Source organism: Actinomadura macra NBRC 14102, assembly GCF_001552215.1.
In the GTDB taxonomy this organism is placed as follows: Bacteria; Actinomycetota; Actinomycetes; order Streptosporangiales; family Streptosporangiaceae; genus Spirillospora; species Spirillospora macra.
Genome location: NZ_BCQT01000023.1, coordinates 149,995 through 165,087 on the forward strand (window position 1 = coordinate 149,995; position 15,093 = coordinate 165,087).

Here is a 15,093-nt window from a genome sequence, read left to right on the forward strand (position 1 = left end):
TCGGTTCTCGTCATTGTGACATTAACCCCGGAAAGCTCCCATGGCCGGTCCCGTTTTCGGACGTAAGTCACATTCGGTGAAGACGGGGAGGCGCCCCGCGGAACGACCGCACACCGGCCGGTGCGCGGCCGCTCACGGGCGAATCGGCGAATCGACGAGTCGGCGACGGCGACGGCGACGGCGGATCAGCGACAGCGGATCAGCGGACGAGGTCACCGCGCACGCCGGACCCGCCGGGCACGGGCTCAGCAGGGTCGGAGCCGAGCGAGACGATCTTGTTGGAACGGTCGACATGCACGACGCTCGGCCGGAACTCGCGCGCCTCGGCGTCGCTGAGCTGCGCGTAACTAATGATGATCACCAGGTCGCCGGGCTGCACCAGCCGCGCCGCCGCCCCGTTGATGCCGATCACACCGGACCCGCGCTCGCCCGCGATCAGATAGGTCTCCAGGCGGGCGCCGTTGTCGATGTCCACCACGTGCACCTGCTCGCCGGGCAGCAGGTCGGCGGCGTCCATCAGATCCTCGTCGATGGTCAGCGACCCGACGTAGTGCAGGTCCGCCTGCGTCACCGTGGCACGGTGGATCTTCGACTTGAACATCGTCCGGAACATTTCAGCGCTCCTTCGGGCTGCCGAGCTGGAGGGGAAGGTTGTCGATCAGGTGGGTCGCGCCGACCCGGCCGGCCACCGCGAGCACGGCCGGACCATGGTGGGCCGCCGTGACCTCGACGAACGTCGCCGGGTCCACGAGGACGAGGTAGTCGAGCCCGAGCGGCGGCGCGGCGTGGACGGCCGTGTCGAGGACGGCACGGGCCGCGCCCCTGATCGCGTCCGGGCCGCCCTGGACGGCCGCCTCGCCCGCCCGCAGCGCCCGCGACAACGCGAGGGCCGTACCGCGCTCCGCCGCGGACAGGTACCGGTTGCGGCTCGACAGCGCCAGCCCGTCCGGCTCCCGGACGGTCGGATGGCCGACGATCTCCACCGGCACGTTCAGGTCGGCGACCATCCGGCGGATCATCGCCAGTTGCTGCGCGTCCTTCTCGCCGAAGACCGCGACGTCCGGGCGCACCAGGTTCAGCAGCTTCAGCACGACCGTGAGCATGCCGTCGAAATGGCCGGGCCGCGTCACGCCCTCCACCCGGGCGCCCATCGGCCCCGACCTCAGCGTGACCTGCGGCTCCGCCGGATACATCACCTCGCGGGACGGCGCGAACACCACATCCGCGCCCTCGTCCGCGCACGCCTGGAGGTCGGCGGCGAACGTCCGCGGGTAGCGGTCGAAGTCCTCGCCCGGCCCGAACTGGAGCGGATTGACGAAGATGCTCACCGCCACCACGTCCGCGCTCTGCCGGGCCATGCGGATCAGCGACCGGTGCCCCTCGTGCAGCGCGCCCATCGTCGGGACGAGCGCGAGGGTCCCCTCCACCGCCGACCGGACGGCGGACAGTTCCTCACGGGTCTCGGCGACGACCGGCTTCCTCGCACCCTCGCTCACGGATCCTCCCTGATCGGTCCGGGTCACGCCGGGCTCATCCACATCTTCGCTGTCAGTCGGCCAGTGCTTCGAGGAGCCGCTCGGCGTCCTCGGGCTTCAGCAGTCCGGCACCGAGCGCCCGGTCGGCGGTCAACCGGGCCAGCGCCACGTATACGCGGCGGCTCTCGGGTGACACTCGCCCCACCTCGGCGACATGGTCGGCCACCGTCCCCGCGTCACCGCGGGCGACGGGCCCGGTGAGCCCGCCGATGCCGAGACGCAGCCCGTTGTCGAGCGCCGCGCCGAGCAGCGGACCGAGCATCCGGGCCGGCTCGGCGACCCCCGCCTCGCGCAGCAGGTCCATCGCCTCGACGACCAGCGTGACCAGATGATTCGCACCACCGGCCAGAGCCGCGTGGTAGAGCGGGCGACGCTCCTCGGTGATCCACACCGGTTCCCCGCCCATCTCCAGGACCAGCGCCTCCGCGACCGGACGCAGCGGCTCGGGCGCGGTGACGCCGAAGGAGATGCCGGTGAGGCGGTTGACGTCGTCGGGGCGCCCGGTGAACGTCATGACCGGGTGGAGGGCGAGCGGCAGCGCACCTGCCCGCGTGACCGGGTCCAGGACGGACGCCCCGTACCGGCCGCTCGTGTGCAGCACCAGCTTGCCCGTGACCGGGACGCCGGCGGCGACGAGACCGGCGGCCAGTTCGGGGAGCGCGTCGTCGGGGACGGTCAGCAGGACCAGGTCGGCGGCCGCCACGACCTCGTGCGGGGTCACGACGTCGACGCCGGGCAGGCGCTCCGCCACCCGCGCCCGCGACCGTTCGGACACCGCCGCCGCGGCCACGACGCGGTGCCCGGCCTGGACGAGCGCGGCGCCGAGCGCCGTCCCGACCCGTCCGGCGCCCACGACGCCGACCGACAGCCGCGCCGGCCTGTCCTCGGGGCGTTCGGTCCCGCCGTCCGGCCCGTTTCCGGGCGTGGCGGAAGCGGGCGTGACGTGTGGATCCATCTGTTCGTTCCAGTCCTCGGTAGGTACCGGACGTGCGCGACCCAATGTACCCGCGAGTCCTGGGCCCGGCGTCCGGCGGGGCTTGCGATGCGACCTTGCGATACGACCTTGCGGGGCGCGGACACTACCCGCGCCCGGAACACCATCACACATCGGCGATGCCACTTCCGACTCGTGGCGACATTGTCACTCAGAGTGAAGTTGGAGTGAGGGTCGCAAAGGTGCCCCGCCCGGCCCGCACACCACGGCAGAGGGCCCGCGGTCAAGGATCGGACCCGCCTTCACCGCGCCGGGGCCGTCCGCATCCCCTCCGCCCCACCGCGGCGAGTCGTCCCCGCGGTGGGGCGGAGCCCGCCCGTCCCCTCTCCCAGCCGATCACGCAGCGTGATGCGATCCGGCGGGCGGTCAGTCGGTGGCCAGGGACTCCACGATCGACGCCTTGGCGGCACGGCGGGCGGGCATGACCGCCGCGATCATCCCGGCGGCCCCGGCCAGCCCCACGAAACCGGTGACCTGGAGGTAGGGCAGCGAGAAGACCGAGGTCTCCGACATCGCGTGGGTCGCCGCCCAGCCGAACGCCACCCCGAGAACGACCCCCGTGGACGCCCCGATCACGGCCATGACCAGGGCCTCGACCGACAGCATCCGGCGAAGCTGACGCTTGGTGAGACCGAGCGCCCGCAGCAGCGCCGACTCGCGCGTCCGCTCCACGACCGAGAGCGTCAGCGTGTTCGCGATGCCGAACAGCGCGATGACGATCGCCAGACCGAGCAGCCCACCGAAGATCATCAAGATCATGTCGATCGCGTTGCTGACGCTCTCCTCGAACTCCGCGGACGAGAACACCTTCGCGGTCGGGTAGGGCCGCGCAGCGTCCTCGACGATCCTGCGCGCCGTGTCGGCGGGCACTCCGTCCCGGTCCTTGACGTAGATGGTCGACTCGTCCGGCAGGCTGAAGTACCGGGTGAAGTCCGCCTCGGGCACCAGGACCTCGCCGACCGGCGCCGGTGTGGAGACTATGGCGACGATCTTCACGGGGACGGTGCCGTGCGCGGTCTTGACCTGGACGGTCTCACCGGTCCGCAGGTGTCCCCGGTCCGCGAACTTCTTCTCCACGACCGCGGTCCCCGGCGTGAGCCCGGCCGGCCGCAGCGCCGCCGCCGACCCGTCCACGAGGCGGGGCTTCAGGACGGTCCCGAGCGCCGGACCGGTCACCGTCGCGACCTCGGCTTTCCTGCTCCCGACCTGCGCGTCCTTGCTGAGAAGCTCGAAGACGAGCGAGAACTCCGTCCGCTTGCGCAGCGCCTCGGTGAGCGCGTGCGGCGTCTGGCCGGCTTCATGGCCGTTGCGCGCCTGCACCTGGAACTCCACCGGGTACTGCTCGGCCAGCGAGCGGGTGGAGGTGGCCTTGCCACTGGCGGCGATCACCGCGAACAGGCTCATCAGGCCGACGCCCACGGTCAGCGCGATCGTCGTCGTGGCCGTGCGGCGCGGGGTACGGCGCGCGTTCTCCACCGCCAGCCGTGCCGGCACCCCGCCCAGCCGCGCGGGCAACGCTCCGGCGACGCGCCCGAACGGCCGCACCAGGGCGGGCATCCCCGCGATCACCGCGAGGAAGAACACCCCGCCCGCGAGCGCGACGGTGTACATCGCACCCGTGCCCTTCGGCATCTGGAAGGTTCCGAGCAGGCTCAGCGCGATCCCGGCCACCGCGAGCAGGATCGTCAGCGCGGTCCGGACGAGCCCCAGCCGGAACCGCCCGGTGCCCGGCTCCAGTTCCGAACGCAGCGCCGCGACCGGCGCGACGCGGGTGGCGGCGCGGGCGGGCAGCAGCGCCGACAGGACGGTCACGACGACGCCCACCGTCAGGCCGATCGCGACGGTGCGTCCGGCGAGGGCCAGCCCTTCCACCGGAACCTGCGTGGTGAGCCGCCCGATCCCCGCGACCGCGCCCGCGCCGAGCCCGACGCCCGCGACGATGCCGAGCAGCGAGCCGACCAGCCCGACCACCGCCGACTCGACCAGGACGCCGCCGAACACCTGCCGGCGGGTCGCGCCGACACAGCGCAGCAGCGCCATCTCCCGCATCCGCTGCGCGATCAGGATCGAGAACGTGTTGTAGATGACGAGCGCGGAGACCAACATCGCCACCAGACCGAAGATCAGCAGCCCGGCCCGGATGATCTCGGTGTCGGCACCCGCCTCCTTGGCGAGCTTCTTCGCCAGTTCGTCGCCGGTGTAGACGCGGTACGACCCGCCGACCGCCGCGGCGACCGCCGCCTTGTCCGCGCCGAGGACGTCGATCTCCTCGTAGTACTTCGCGCCCGTCATCGCCAGGGTCGTCGCGGCGTCGAAGCCTACGGCGCCCTGTGCGTCCGCTTCCTGGTCGATGCCGAAGTCAACGATGCCGACGACCGAAAAGCGATGCGGCCGGCCGTCATGGTCCAGGACCGTCACCGCGTCCCCGACCTTGAACGCCGTCCGTTCGGCGGCCCGCGTGCTCAGCACGGCCTCGGTCGGCCCGGACGGCGGGCGCCCCTTCTCGACCTCGACACGCAGCAGCCGCCCGGCCTGCACCGAGATCCCCGCGGTCGGGAAGTCGCCGATCGTCTTGCCGTCCCTGCCGACCAGTGCGGCGTCCCCGCGCACCGCGCCCTGCACCTCGGTCACCCCCGGCAGCGCCTGGACTCGGCGGAGGACATCGGTGGGGACCCCCGGCTCGTCCGAACCGCCCTGCCCGTCCGAACCACCCGGCTCGATCGGCGCATTGGGCCCGGGCAGGACCGCGGCGTCCACCTTTCCGGCCGACCGCGCGAAGGTCTTGGCGACCCCCTTGTCCATCGTGTCGGTCAGGACGAACGTGCCCGAGATGAAACCCACGCCGAGCGTGATGGCCACGGCGGTCAGCAGCAGGCGCAGCTTGTGCGCGAGCAGGCCCGCCAGCGTCGTCTTCAGCATCACGCCCCCAGCCTCTTGAGCTGGTCGAGCACCGCGTCCGGGGTCGGCTGGACGATCTCGGAGACGATCTCCCCGTCGCGCAGGAACACCACCCGGTCGGCGTACGACGCGGCGACCGGGTCGTGGGTCACCATGACGATCGTCTGGCCCATCTCCCGCACGGAGGCGCGCAGGAAGCCGAGCACCTCCGCGCCGGAGCGGGAGTCGAGGTTGCCGGTCGGCTCGTCCGCGAAGATCACATCGGGCCGGGCGACGAGCGCACGCGCGCACGCGACCCGCTGCTGCTGGCCGCCCGATAGCTCGCTCGGCCGGTGGCCGAGCCGGTCGCGCAGCCCCACCACATCCACGACTTGGTCGAACCACGCCTGATCCGCCTTGCGGCCGGCGAGGTCGAGCGGCAGCCGGATGTTCTGCTCGGCGGTCAGCGTGGGCAGCAGGTTGAACGCCTGGAAGACGAACCCGACCCGGTCGCGGCGCAGCAGCGTCAGCTGCCGGTCGCTCAGCCCGGTGATCTCGGCGTCGCCGAGCATGATCCGCCCGCTGGTGACGGTGTCCAGCCCCGCCAGGCAGTGCATCAGCGTGGACTTCCCCGACCCGGACGGACCCATGATCGCGGTGAACACGCCGCTGACGAATCCGATGCTGACGCCGCGCAGCGCGTGCACGGCCGCGTCGCCGGACCCGTACACCTTCGACACGCCGTCGGCCATGACGGCCGCCGTGGAGGCGTCGGGGTTCCTCCCCTGCGGGCTGGTGAACGTGCTGGTCACGGCGACTCCTTCGTGGATGCGGACGATCCTGCTCAACGCTAGGAATCGGCGCGCTCCCCGCCATCAGCCCCGCGGCCACGCTTCAGGTCAGCCTTGCGGCGCGTCCACCACGGCCCGTACGACCTGAGACGTACGAAGCCATCAGCCATTACACCGACGCGCCGACGCCGGACGTGCGAATGCCGGGAGCCCCGGTGGGACTCCCGGCATTCGCACCGCCGGGCACTCGCGCGGACGGTCACGATCGCCGAGGATCCGGCCTGGGCGCCCGGCGGTGGTGGATCGGCGATTCAGTTGTCGACGAAAGCGCCGCCCTTGCAACTCGCCCCCGCGATGCCGACGACGGCCACGGCGTTGCCGCAGACGTTGACCGGAACTGAGATCGGGGCGAAGACCTGGTTGCCGCCCAGGATCGAAAAGTTGCCACTGGTGTGGTTGTTCGAGAAGTGGCCGTCATGGCCGTGCCCGTGCCCGTGCCCGTGGCCGTGGCCGTGGTCGTGCCCGTGGTCGTGCCCGTGGTCGGGCCCGCCGGCGTAGGCAGGTCCGGCGGCGAGGGCGGCGCCGGCGACGGCAAAGCCCAGGATGCCGGTGGCGGCAAGCTTCTTGATCACGAGAATCCTCCCGTACGTCGGGTTGTGCAGTGGACCCGATTGACAGTGCCGACGCCCTCCGGACGGAGGGCGTCGCGTACGGTAGTTACCCAGTTACTTTCTGGCAACAGAAGTGAATGCTCCAAGTTGGTGGAAAATAGCCGCCAAGGAGCAACATTTCTATTACAGAGAGTTACCTCTTTGGCCGCTTCTGACCAGACCTGTCTCGTAGGCGAAGACGACCGCCTGCACCCGGTCTCGGAGGCCCAGCTTCATCAAGATCCGCCCCATGTGCGTCTTGACGGTCGCCTCCGACACATACAGCCGCTCGGCGATCTCCGCGTTGGACATCCCGCGCGCGACCAGGCCCAGCACCTCGTTCTCCCGGTCGGTGAGGCTCTCCAGCGCGCCGATCGCCTTCTCCTCCGCATCCGGCAGATGCAGCGCGAACCGGTCCAGCAGCCGTTTGGTCGTGCTCGGCGCCACCACCGCGTCACCCGAGTGCACCGACTTGATCGCCTCGATCAGCTGCGCCGGGCCGGCGTCCTTCAACAGGAACCCGCCCGCGCCGGCCTTGATCGCCGCGAACGCGTACTCGTCCAGGTCGAACGTCGTCAGGATGATCACCTTCGGGCCGGACGCGGCGACGACGCGCCTGGTCGCCTCGATGCCGTCCATCCGCGGCATCCGCACGTCCATCAGGACGACGTCGGTCCGGGTCACGCGCAGCAGGTCGAGCGCCTGCCGACCGTCGGCGGCCTCGCCGACGACCTCGATGTCGGGCTGCGCGTCCAGCACCATCCGGAACCCGGCCCGCACCAGTTCCTGATCATCGACCAGGACCACCCGGATCGGCGCCTCGTCCACCTCGTCCACCTCGTCCACCCTGCCTCCCAAGAACCGATCACCGTCGCCAAGCCCTACCACCCCGGACAGCCCGCATCACCCGATCACGCGGCCATCCTCACGAATCGGGATCCGCGCGACCACCTCGAAACCGCCTCCCGGCCGCGGCGCCGCCCGGACACTGCCCCCGTACACGGCCGCGCGCTCCCGCATCCCCACCAGACCGTGGCCGCGACCGTCATCGGTGGCCGCGGCACCACGGCCGTCGTCCACGACCCGGACCTCCACGGCGTCACCCCCATAGCGCAGCCGCACGTCCGCAGCCACCTGCAAGCCACCGTGCTTGAGCGTATTGGTCAGGGCCTCCTGGACGATCCGGAACACCGTGAGCTGCCTCCCCTCCGACATCGACGCGGGCGCGCCGTCCACCTCGAACGTCACGGGCAGCCCTGAGGAACGGACCTGCTCGACCAGCTCGTCCAGCTGTTCGACCCCCGGCTGCGGCGCGTACGCCCCCACATCGTCGCTCTCCCGCAGCACGCCGAGCAGCCGCCGCATCTCCGCCAACGCCAGCCGCCCGGTCGAGGAGATCGTCTCCAGCGCCTGACGGGCCCGACCGACATCGGTGTCGATCGCGTAGGACGCGCCGTCGGCCTGCACCACGATCACACTGACGTTGTGGGCGATGACGTCGTGCAGCTCGCGAGCGATGCGGGCCCGCTCGGCGGACATCGCCATCTGGACCTCGGCATCACGCTCGCGCTCCAGCCGCTCGGCCCGCTCCTCCACCGACCGCAGGTAGGCGCGGCGCGTCCGCATGTGCAGGCCGAGAACCCACACACCCGCCACCAGCACTGTCAGCACGACGAACGTGGTCTTCCTGTCGTCACCGCCTTGCGAGTACTGGACGGTCGCCATGACCGTCCCCACCTCCGCCACCAGCGCCGCCGCCAACCCCCACCGGAACGCGCACCCGGCCGCGACCGTGTAGACGCCGATCAGGACCGCGATATTCGCCGGGGCGATCCTGAAACCCTCGACGCACTGGACGAACGACACCAGCGCGATCACGGCGAAGACCGTCCGGGGGAACGTGCGGCGTAGGACCAGCGGGGCCAGCAGCGCGGCCGTCACCAACCAGAGCGTGTCTGTTCCCGGCCCCCCGTTGAGCAGCTCCGGAAGCGACAGGATCATGACCGGCACGATGAGGAACGCATCGACCAGCGGCTTTTTGCCCCGCAGCCACTCCCAGAACCTGCCGACCATGCCGATAGCGTATGTACACGCAGGTCAGCCTCGGATCAGCCGGAAGTTGGAGCCGGATCCGCCGCAGGGATGGCCCGCCCTGCGAGGCCACGCACGGTAACGTCACATAAGTGGCGGCGTTGGTGACCGAATGGCTGACATGGCGCACCGCGATGGAGCGGGCCCTGTACGGGGACGGCGGCTTCTACCGCCGCGGTGAGTGCCCGTCCGAGCACTTCCGCACCTCCGTGCACGCCTCCCCGCGCTTCGCCGCGGCCATCGCCCGCCTGCTGGTCGAGGTCGACACCGCGCTCGGCCGCCCGAACCGGCTCGACCTCGTGGACGTGGGCGCCGGCTCGGGCCGGCTCCTCGCCAACATCCTGGCCTGCCTACCCCCCGGTCTCGCCGACCGGCTCGCGCCGACCGCCGTCGAGATCGCCCCCCGGCCCCCCGAACTCCCGGCCCCGATCGCCTGGCGCCCGGACCTCCCACCGGAGATCACCGGGCTCGTGGTCGCCAACGAGTGGCTCGACAACATCCCGCTGGACGTGGTCGAACGCACCCCGGACGGTATCCGGACCGTCCTGGTCGACCCGTCCAGCGGAGCCGAACGCACCGGCCCTGACCCCACCGACGAGGACCGCGACTGGCTGGAACGCTGGTGGCCCTTGCCCGAACCAGGCGACCGTGCCGAGATCGGTCATCCGCGCTGCGCCGCATGGGCCTCGGTCATAGGACGGGTCCGCAGCGGCCTCGCCGTGGCCGTGGACTACTCACACGCCTTCGGCTCCCGTCCGCTGTCCGGGACACTGACCGGCTACCGCGACGGTTCGACCGTCCCCGCCGTCCCGGACGGGTCATGCGACGTCACCGCGCACGTCGCTCTCGACGCGTGCGCCCTCGCGGGCGAACGCGCGGGCGCCACGTCCAGCCGGCTGACCACCCAGCGCGCCGCTCTGCGCAGCCTCGGCCTGTCCGGCGTCCGCCCGCCGATCGATCTTGCCCACCGCGACCCCCGCGCCTACCTCACCGCCCTCTGTCACGCCGGCGAGGACGCCGAGCTGACCGACCCCGCCGGCCTGGGCGGCTTCGGCTGGCTGGCCCAGACCGTCACCATTCCCCTGCCCGCCTCCCTGGCCGCGCCGGGCTGAGCACGCCCGCGTCACCGTTCGACGTGCAGGGCCTCCAGGCCGCGCAGGACGAAGCCGGGCTTCCACTTCGGCTCGGTGGCCAGCCGCAGATCGGGCGCCGCCCGCAGGAGCGCGCCATAGGACTCGGCGAGCTCGATCCGGCCCAAGGGCGCGCCCAGGCAGTAGTGGATGCCGAGGCCGAACGTGATGTGCGGGTTCGGGTCCCGGCCGAGGTCGAGCCGGTCCGGGTCGGCGAACACCTCCGGATCACGGTTGGCGGAGGCGAACTGCAACGCGACCTCGGCCCCGCGGGGAATGTCGACCCCGCCGACCTTGATGTCCTCCAGCACCCAGCGCTCGAACATCGGCGCCGGCGTGTCATACCGCAGCAACTCCTCGACGGCCGTCGGGACGAGCGACGGGTCGGCCCGCAGCCGCGCCAGCTCATCGGGGTGGCGGAACAGCGCCCACCAGCCGTTCCCGGTCGAGTTGACCGTTGCCTCATGCCCGGCGTTGAGCAGCAGGACGCAGGTGCCGATTAGCTCGTCCTCGGTGAGCCGGTCCCCGTCGTCGACGACCTGGGCGAGCGCACTGATGAGGTCGTTCTGCGGCTCGTTCCGCCGGGACCGTGACAGCTCGCGCAGGTACTCGGAGAACTCGGCGGCGGCCCGGACGGCCGCCCGCTGCACCTCCTCGGACGGATTGAGCTCGTACATGCCGCAGATGTCGGCCGACCAGGGCCGCAGCAGGTGCCGGTCCCCCACTGGAACCCCGAGCATCTCGGCGATGACGTTCACCGGCAGCGGCTCCGCGACCTCGGCGAGCAGATCGCCGCCGCCCTTGGCCGCCAGTTCACCCGCCAGCTCCGCGGCAAGCCGCTGGATCATCGGCCGCAGACCCTCGACCATCCGCGCGGTGAACGCCTTGGAGACCAACCGCCGCAGCCGGGTGTGCGTGGGCGGCTCCATGTCGAGCATCCCGGCCCGGACGAGATCCCAGAACGGTTTGAGGAACGCCGCCTCCGGCTCCTGCCCGAACTCCTCATGGCCGGCGACGTGCAGGTACGTTCGCCCGAGCCGCCTGTCCCGCAGCAGCCCGTTCACGTCCTCGTACCGGCTGATCACCCATTGGCCCGTGGCCTCGTCCAAGTACACCGGCCGTTCTCGACGCAGCCACTCGAACACCGGATAAGGATCCGCTACAAACTCCGGCGACCACGGGTCATAGACCATTTCGCTCATGCCCTGACGATAAGCCCCGAACCCGTCTCTTGGCCCTACCCAAAACCCCCACACCGTCCGCAAGGTTCGGAACCCTGGGATGCCCCGAACCCGTCCACAATCCCCCACAAGCCCGTCCCGCAGGACACCTACCCGAGAATCAGTACAAACCCTCTACACGGAGACCGTGCCCGCATCGAGGCGCCCTCACGTACGAACGACTTCACCGGACTCGCCGCGAAACGACGACGACGCTCCTGATCAGCCGGAACGCAGATGAACGACGGACGCGGGCGAGAGATGACGCACCAGAATCTCCAGCGCCGCCGTCACCTCCGCAAGGTGTTCCGGACCGTCAAGGGCGGTCGTCAGTGCCGCGTCAATACTGGTCGCCCGCACTTCGGCCACCCTTTCGGACGTCTCGTCCGCCCGGCGTACCAAGGACCGCCGGCGGTCGCCCGGGTCCGGCGCCGTCACCACCGAGCCCGCCTCCCTGAGCCGTGCGACCGCGGTCGAGACCTGACTCTGCGGCAGCCCGGTGCGCTCGGCGATCTCACCGACGGCGCTGTCCGGATGCGCGACGATGTCGCTCAACACGATCAGGACGGCCCGGGTCCCCCCAGGCCTCTCGCCACGCGCCGCCGGCATGGCCTCCTCGCCGACCTTCATCAAGGTCCGCCCCAACAAGAACAGCTCGACTCCGTTCACGCCTTCAACTTACATCGTCCTAGATGCATCACTATTGATGCATGCGGCGGCTCCCGGCCTGCTCCCTCCGGTGGACCGCGCGAAGATCGACCGCACTCTCGCCGACATCGAGGCCGCCGCGCGTGAAGGCGGCTGGCGCGAGGCCATCGCCAAGGTCGCGGCGGCCACCGGCCTTGATCCCGCCAACATGAAGACCGAGTCCGGTGTCACCACTGTGCCCATGACCGAAGACCGCGCAGCCAACATGACCTACTACCTGACCAACGACGTGAGCGAACTCCGCCGCAGCACCCTCGGTCACGACGAAGTCACCATCGCTGCCAGGAACACACGGATCATCGCCGCTGCCGGCGCCGATTCGAAGGATGCCTGGAACCACCAGTGCGGAACGGAACTGGCCGCCCTCCTGGATGTGCCTCTCACAGAGTTCCCCGGTGGCCACAACGGCAACACCGCATTCCCCCGCGCCTTCGCAGCCCGCGTTCACGAAGTCATTTCCCTCACCACCTGACCCGGTGCCCGCCGTGGCCACAAGAAGATGTTGCCAATTGCCGCAACCTCCTCATCGCGACGGGGCTCATCGCCGCACCGCATCCGCACTCTGAGAGATCAACATCTACTTTGCGTCCGAAACATGCGGCGTCACGAGAAGCCCGGTCAGGTGAGCGTTCTGATCATTTCGATGGCCGACCTGCCCTCCCCCCTCGGGCAGGCCGGCCACTTCCATGGTCGGTCGCGGAGGGTGGGCACGGAAGTGGAATGAAGTTCTGTGGATAACGGGGTCAGCGGGCTGCCCAGTGGGTCGGGTCGCCCGAAGCTCGCCGGGCGGCCTGGGCCCGGCGGGCGGTCGACTCGACGATGGCGCGGGCCTCTCCGAGGTCGCGGTCTGCGGCGGCGACCTGGACCGGCCCTGGAGGCGCGTCCACATGGACGGTCGCCAGCCCCAGGAGCCGTTGGAACGGGTTCGTCGTGAGCCGCACGCTCTGCGCGCGCGCGTGCGCGATGACGTCCGTGCGACGGCACGGCCACCCGTGGCGAGACACGAAGACGACATCGTCAGTGCCCGCACCGTCCGCGCGGTCGATCGCCAGGGCCTTCGATGAGGCGGGGACGAGCGGGACGGCGTCGATGGTGGTTCCGGGGAACACCTGCGACACCAGGTGCATGGCGACATGCCGGGGCGCCACTGGCAGGAGGGTGGAAGACAGGGCCTGCCGCTCGCCCGCGTACCCGGCGACCGTGACCTCGACTCGTGCCCAGCCGAGGCCGCGCCAGATCGCCGGTTCGACGATGCTGATCGCCTGGACCCGGCCGGGAGGGAGGGTCTGCATGCGGGTCTCCAGCAACCCGTACCGCAGCCGGACACCGTCCGGCGACAACGCGACCGTGAAGTTGGCGTACATCACCAGCGGGGCGACCACGGCGCGGACCAGCCCGAGCAACGCGGGGATGGCGACGGCCAGCATGCCGCCCTCCGCGTACGCCACGAGGAAGACCAGCGACGCGAGGAAGAGCACGATCGTCCCGATCACGGGCAGCCGGACGAGAAGCGAACCGAAGAGTGCGCCGAACGGGACGCGCCACATGTGCCGTTCGGGGGCCTCAGGAGTGTGGCCGGGCAGTCCGGCCGCGCGCGCGAGGAGTTCGGCCCGGAGCTGCTGCGCGGAATGCCGTCCGAGGTAGCGCAGCGCAATTTCGCTCTGCTCGCCACCGGCGAGCTCCACCCGGACCTCGGCGAGCGCGAAAATCCGCGTGACCAGCGGGCGGACGAGGTCGATGGCCTGAACCCGGGAGAGCGGTATGCGGCGCTTGCGCTTGCGGAGCACCCCGGTCTCCACGACCAGGTCGTCCCCGTCCACCCGGAATCGCAGTCCCCGCCACGCCCACAGGCCGGACACGACCGCGATCATGGTCATGGGGACGCTCACGATCAGGAACCTGCCGATCACTTCGGGCGTGAGCTCGATGGTGATGCCCTCGTCCGTCTGCGTCAGCAGTAGCGGGAAGCCGAGCAGGACGAAGTAGACGATGAGGATGAAGAACGCACGCAGCGGGGCGGTCGCCCAGTGCAGCCTGTGAGTGCCTTCGGAGAACCGCACCGGCGGAGCGGCCCGGTAACCGGGAGGCTGACCGTACCCGTAAGGCGGACGAGGCGGGCCATAAGGCGGGCCTGGTGGTGGCCCAGAAGGACCGTAGGGAGGACGTGGAGGTCCATAGGGCGGACCTGGCCGCCCCTGAGGCCCGTACGGACCCGGTGGGCCCGGCGGCCCTGGCTGCCCATACGGACCGGGTTGACCATGCTGGCCTGGAGGCGGGCCAGGCGGGCCAAACGGTCCTTGGCCTCCCGGATACGGGCCGTAGGGCGGACCTTGGCCACCGGGAGGAGGACCAGGCCTGCCATAAGGGCCGCTCACAGGCCCATGCTCCGCTCCTCACCCTTGAGGGCGAGTCGATCGCGCAGAAGCGCCGCCTCGGTGGAGGGCAGGCCGGGAATGGTCGCGTCCGTTGCCGCGGCGGCGGTGTGCATGCGCACGGTGGCGATGCCCATCCACCGTCCCAGGAGCCCGGCCGTCACGTCCACGAACTGCATCCGCCCGTACGGGACGACGATGAGCCTCTTCACGATCACGCCGTGCGTGACGATGAGGTCGTCGGTGCGTTCCGCGTACCCGAACGACCGGCGGTCGAGTTCGGCGACGATCCCCGTGAGGGCCACCGCGAGGACGACGGCGCCGATCCACATCGCGCCGCCCACCGCACCGCCACCGTTCCGCCAGACCACGAACGCCCCTAGCGCACCTATTGGGAGGGCCCACAACACCGCCGCGAGCAGCCGGTGCCAGGTGTGGCGCTTGGAGATGGGTGACCACTGGAGGCCACTCCCGGGTGCGAACGCCTGATCCGCCCGGTAGATCGGCGGCGCGGCCGCGGCGCCGCCCTGCGAGTGGATTCCCCCAGGTTGCCCGGCGGGCGCTTGGCCGGCCGGGTACCCGTGCCCCATCCCGCCTCGGCCTGTCCCGGACGGCGCGGGCGGATGCGCCGCACCCTGCGTTCCCGGATGTGCGGCGGGCTCGAACGGCGGTTCGCCACGGCTCACGTTCATTGCCCCCTAGTCAACCGGAAAACGAGGACTGCT

The 15,093-nt window shown here is 70.9% G+C and carries 14 protein-coding genes; 2 read left to right on the forward strand and 12 right to left on the reverse strand.

What is annotated here, in order from left to right:
- Positions 1–199: 199 nt before the first annotated feature.
- The 8 genes from panD to AMA02S_RS33985 all read right to left on the reverse strand — a co-directional run bounded on the left by panD (position 200) and on the right by AMA02S_RS33985 (position 8,920).
- Positions 200–613: an aspartate 1-decarboxylase gene (panD, locus tag AMA02S_RS33950; RefSeq protein ID WP_067467000.1), complete on the reverse strand. Its 414-nt coding sequence runs from the start codon at positions 611–613 to the stop codon at positions 200–202.
- A gap of 1 nt (position 614) precedes the next feature.
- Entirely contained in the window at positions 615–1,496 is an 882-nt protein-coding gene (panC, locus tag AMA02S_RS33955; RefSeq protein WP_174551008.1) for a pantoate--beta-alanine ligase, read from the reverse strand.
- 52 nt (positions 1,497–1,548) lie between these two features.
- The gene (locus tag AMA02S_RS33960; protein ID WP_084265892.1) at positions 1,549–2,490 is read right to left on the reverse strand and encodes a Rossmann-like and DUF2520 domain-containing protein; all 942 of its coding nucleotides are present in this window, start codon (positions 2,488–2,490) and stop codon (positions 1,549–1,551) included.
- A gap of 405 nt (positions 2,491–2,895) precedes the next feature.
- Positions 2,896–5,448, reverse strand: a complete 2,553-nt coding sequence (locus AMA02S_RS33965; RefSeq protein ID WP_067467236.1) for an ABC transporter permease — start codon at positions 5,446–5,448, stop codon at positions 2,896–2,898.
- Complete coding sequence (locus AMA02S_RS33970) at positions 5,448–6,158, reverse strand: ABC transporter ATP-binding protein (RefSeq protein WP_067467239.1); 711 nt, start codon at positions 6,156–6,158, stop codon at positions 5,448–5,450. The genes AMA02S_RS33965 and AMA02S_RS33970 overlap by 1 nt, the downstream gene beginning before the upstream one ends.
- A 350-nt stretch (positions 6,159–6,508) precedes the next feature.
- A complete protein-coding gene (locus tag AMA02S_RS33975) occupies positions 6,509–6,829 on the reverse strand; it encodes a chaplin family protein (protein WP_067467006.1) in 321 nt (106 codons plus the stop codon).
- A gap of 162 nt (positions 6,830–6,991) precedes the next feature.
- Positions 6,992–7,693 carry a response regulator transcription factor gene (locus AMA02S_RS33980; RefSeq protein ID WP_281181944.1) on the reverse strand — a complete coding sequence of 234 codons (702 nt, stop codon included), beginning with the start codon at positions 7,691–7,693 and terminating at the stop codon, positions 6,992–6,994.
- Between the two features lie 57 nt (positions 7,694–7,750).
- Positions 7,751–8,920 (reverse strand): sensor histidine kinase, encoded by a 1,170-nt coding sequence (locus tag AMA02S_RS33985; protein WP_067467009.1) that lies wholly within the window; start codon positions 8,918–8,920, stop codon positions 7,751–7,753.
- 110 nt (positions 8,921–9,030) lie between these two features.
- Between AMA02S_RS33985 and AMA02S_RS33990 the strand changes: the two genes are divergently transcribed.
- Positions 9,031–10,050 carry an SAM-dependent methyltransferase gene (locus tag AMA02S_RS33990; RefSeq protein ID WP_369688423.1) on the forward strand — a complete coding sequence of 340 codons (1,020 nt, stop codon included), beginning with the start codon at positions 9,031–9,033 and terminating at the stop codon, positions 10,048–10,050.
- Positions 10,051–10,061: 11 nt separating this feature from the next.
- On the opposite strand, the gene AMA02S_RS33995 is transcribed toward AMA02S_RS33990, so the two are convergent.
- Positions 10,062–11,270, reverse strand: a complete 1,209-nt coding sequence (locus AMA02S_RS33995) for a cytochrome P450 (RefSeq protein WP_245667942.1) — start codon at positions 11,268–11,270, stop codon at positions 10,062–10,064.
- Positions 11,271–11,510: 240 nt separating this feature from the next.
- Entirely contained in the window at positions 11,511–11,843 is a 333-nt protein-coding gene (locus AMA02S_RS34000; protein WP_245667943.1) for a MarR family transcriptional regulator, read from the reverse strand.
- On the opposite strand from AMA02S_RS34000, the gene AMA02S_RS34005 reads away from it, so the two are divergent.
- The gene (locus AMA02S_RS34005; protein ID WP_245667944.1) at positions 11,833–12,468 is read left to right on the forward strand and encodes a hypothetical protein; all 636 of its coding nucleotides are present in this window, start codon (positions 11,833–11,835) and stop codon (positions 12,466–12,468) included. The genes AMA02S_RS34000 and AMA02S_RS34005 overlap by 11 nt on opposite strands.
- 271 nt (positions 12,469–12,739) lie before the next feature.
- Here the strand turns inward: AMA02S_RS34005 and AMA02S_RS34010 are convergent, their stop codons facing one another.
- The gene (locus tag AMA02S_RS34010; RefSeq protein ID WP_245667945.1) at positions 12,740–14,056 is read right to left on the reverse strand and encodes a PH domain-containing protein; all 1,317 of its coding nucleotides are present in this window, start codon (positions 14,054–14,056) and stop codon (positions 12,740–12,742) included.
- A 311-nt stretch (positions 14,057–14,367) separates the two neighbouring features.
- A complete protein-coding gene (locus AMA02S_RS34015) occupies positions 14,368–15,054 on the reverse strand; it encodes a PH domain-containing protein (protein ID WP_245667946.1) in 687 nt (228 codons plus the stop codon).
- Between the last annotated feature and the right edge of the window lie 39 nt (positions 15,055–15,093).

Excerpts from the sequence above, each read along its gene's own strand:
- panD (WP_067467000.1), bottom strand. The coding sequence starts at position 613 with ATGTTCCGGACGATGTTCAAGTCGAAGATCCACCGTGCCACGGTGACG.
- AMA02S_RS33960 (WP_084265892.1), bottom strand. The coding sequence starts at position 2,490 with ATGGATCCACACGTCACGCCCGCTTCCGCCACGCCCGGAAACGGGCCG.
- AMA02S_RS33965 (WP_067467236.1), bottom strand. The coding sequence starts at position 5,448 with ATGCTGAAGACGACGCTGGCGGGCCTGCTCGCGCACAAGCTGCGCCTG.
- AMA02S_RS33970 (WP_067467239.1), bottom strand. The coding sequence starts at position 6,158 with ATGGCCGACGGCGTGTCGAAGGTGTACGGGTCCGGCGACGCGGCCGTG.
- AMA02S_RS33985 (WP_067467009.1), bottom strand. The coding sequence starts at position 8,920 with ATGGTCGGCAGGTTCTGGGAGTGGCTGCGGGGCAAAAAGCCGCTGGTC.
- AMA02S_RS33995 (WP_245667942.1), bottom strand. The coding sequence starts at position 11,270 with ATGAGCGAAATGGTCTATGACCCGTGGTCGCCGGAGTTTGTAGCGGAT.
- AMA02S_RS34005 (WP_245667944.1), top strand. The coding sequence starts at position 11,833 with ATGTCGCTCAACACGATCAGGACGGCCCGGGTCCCCCCAGGCCTCTCG.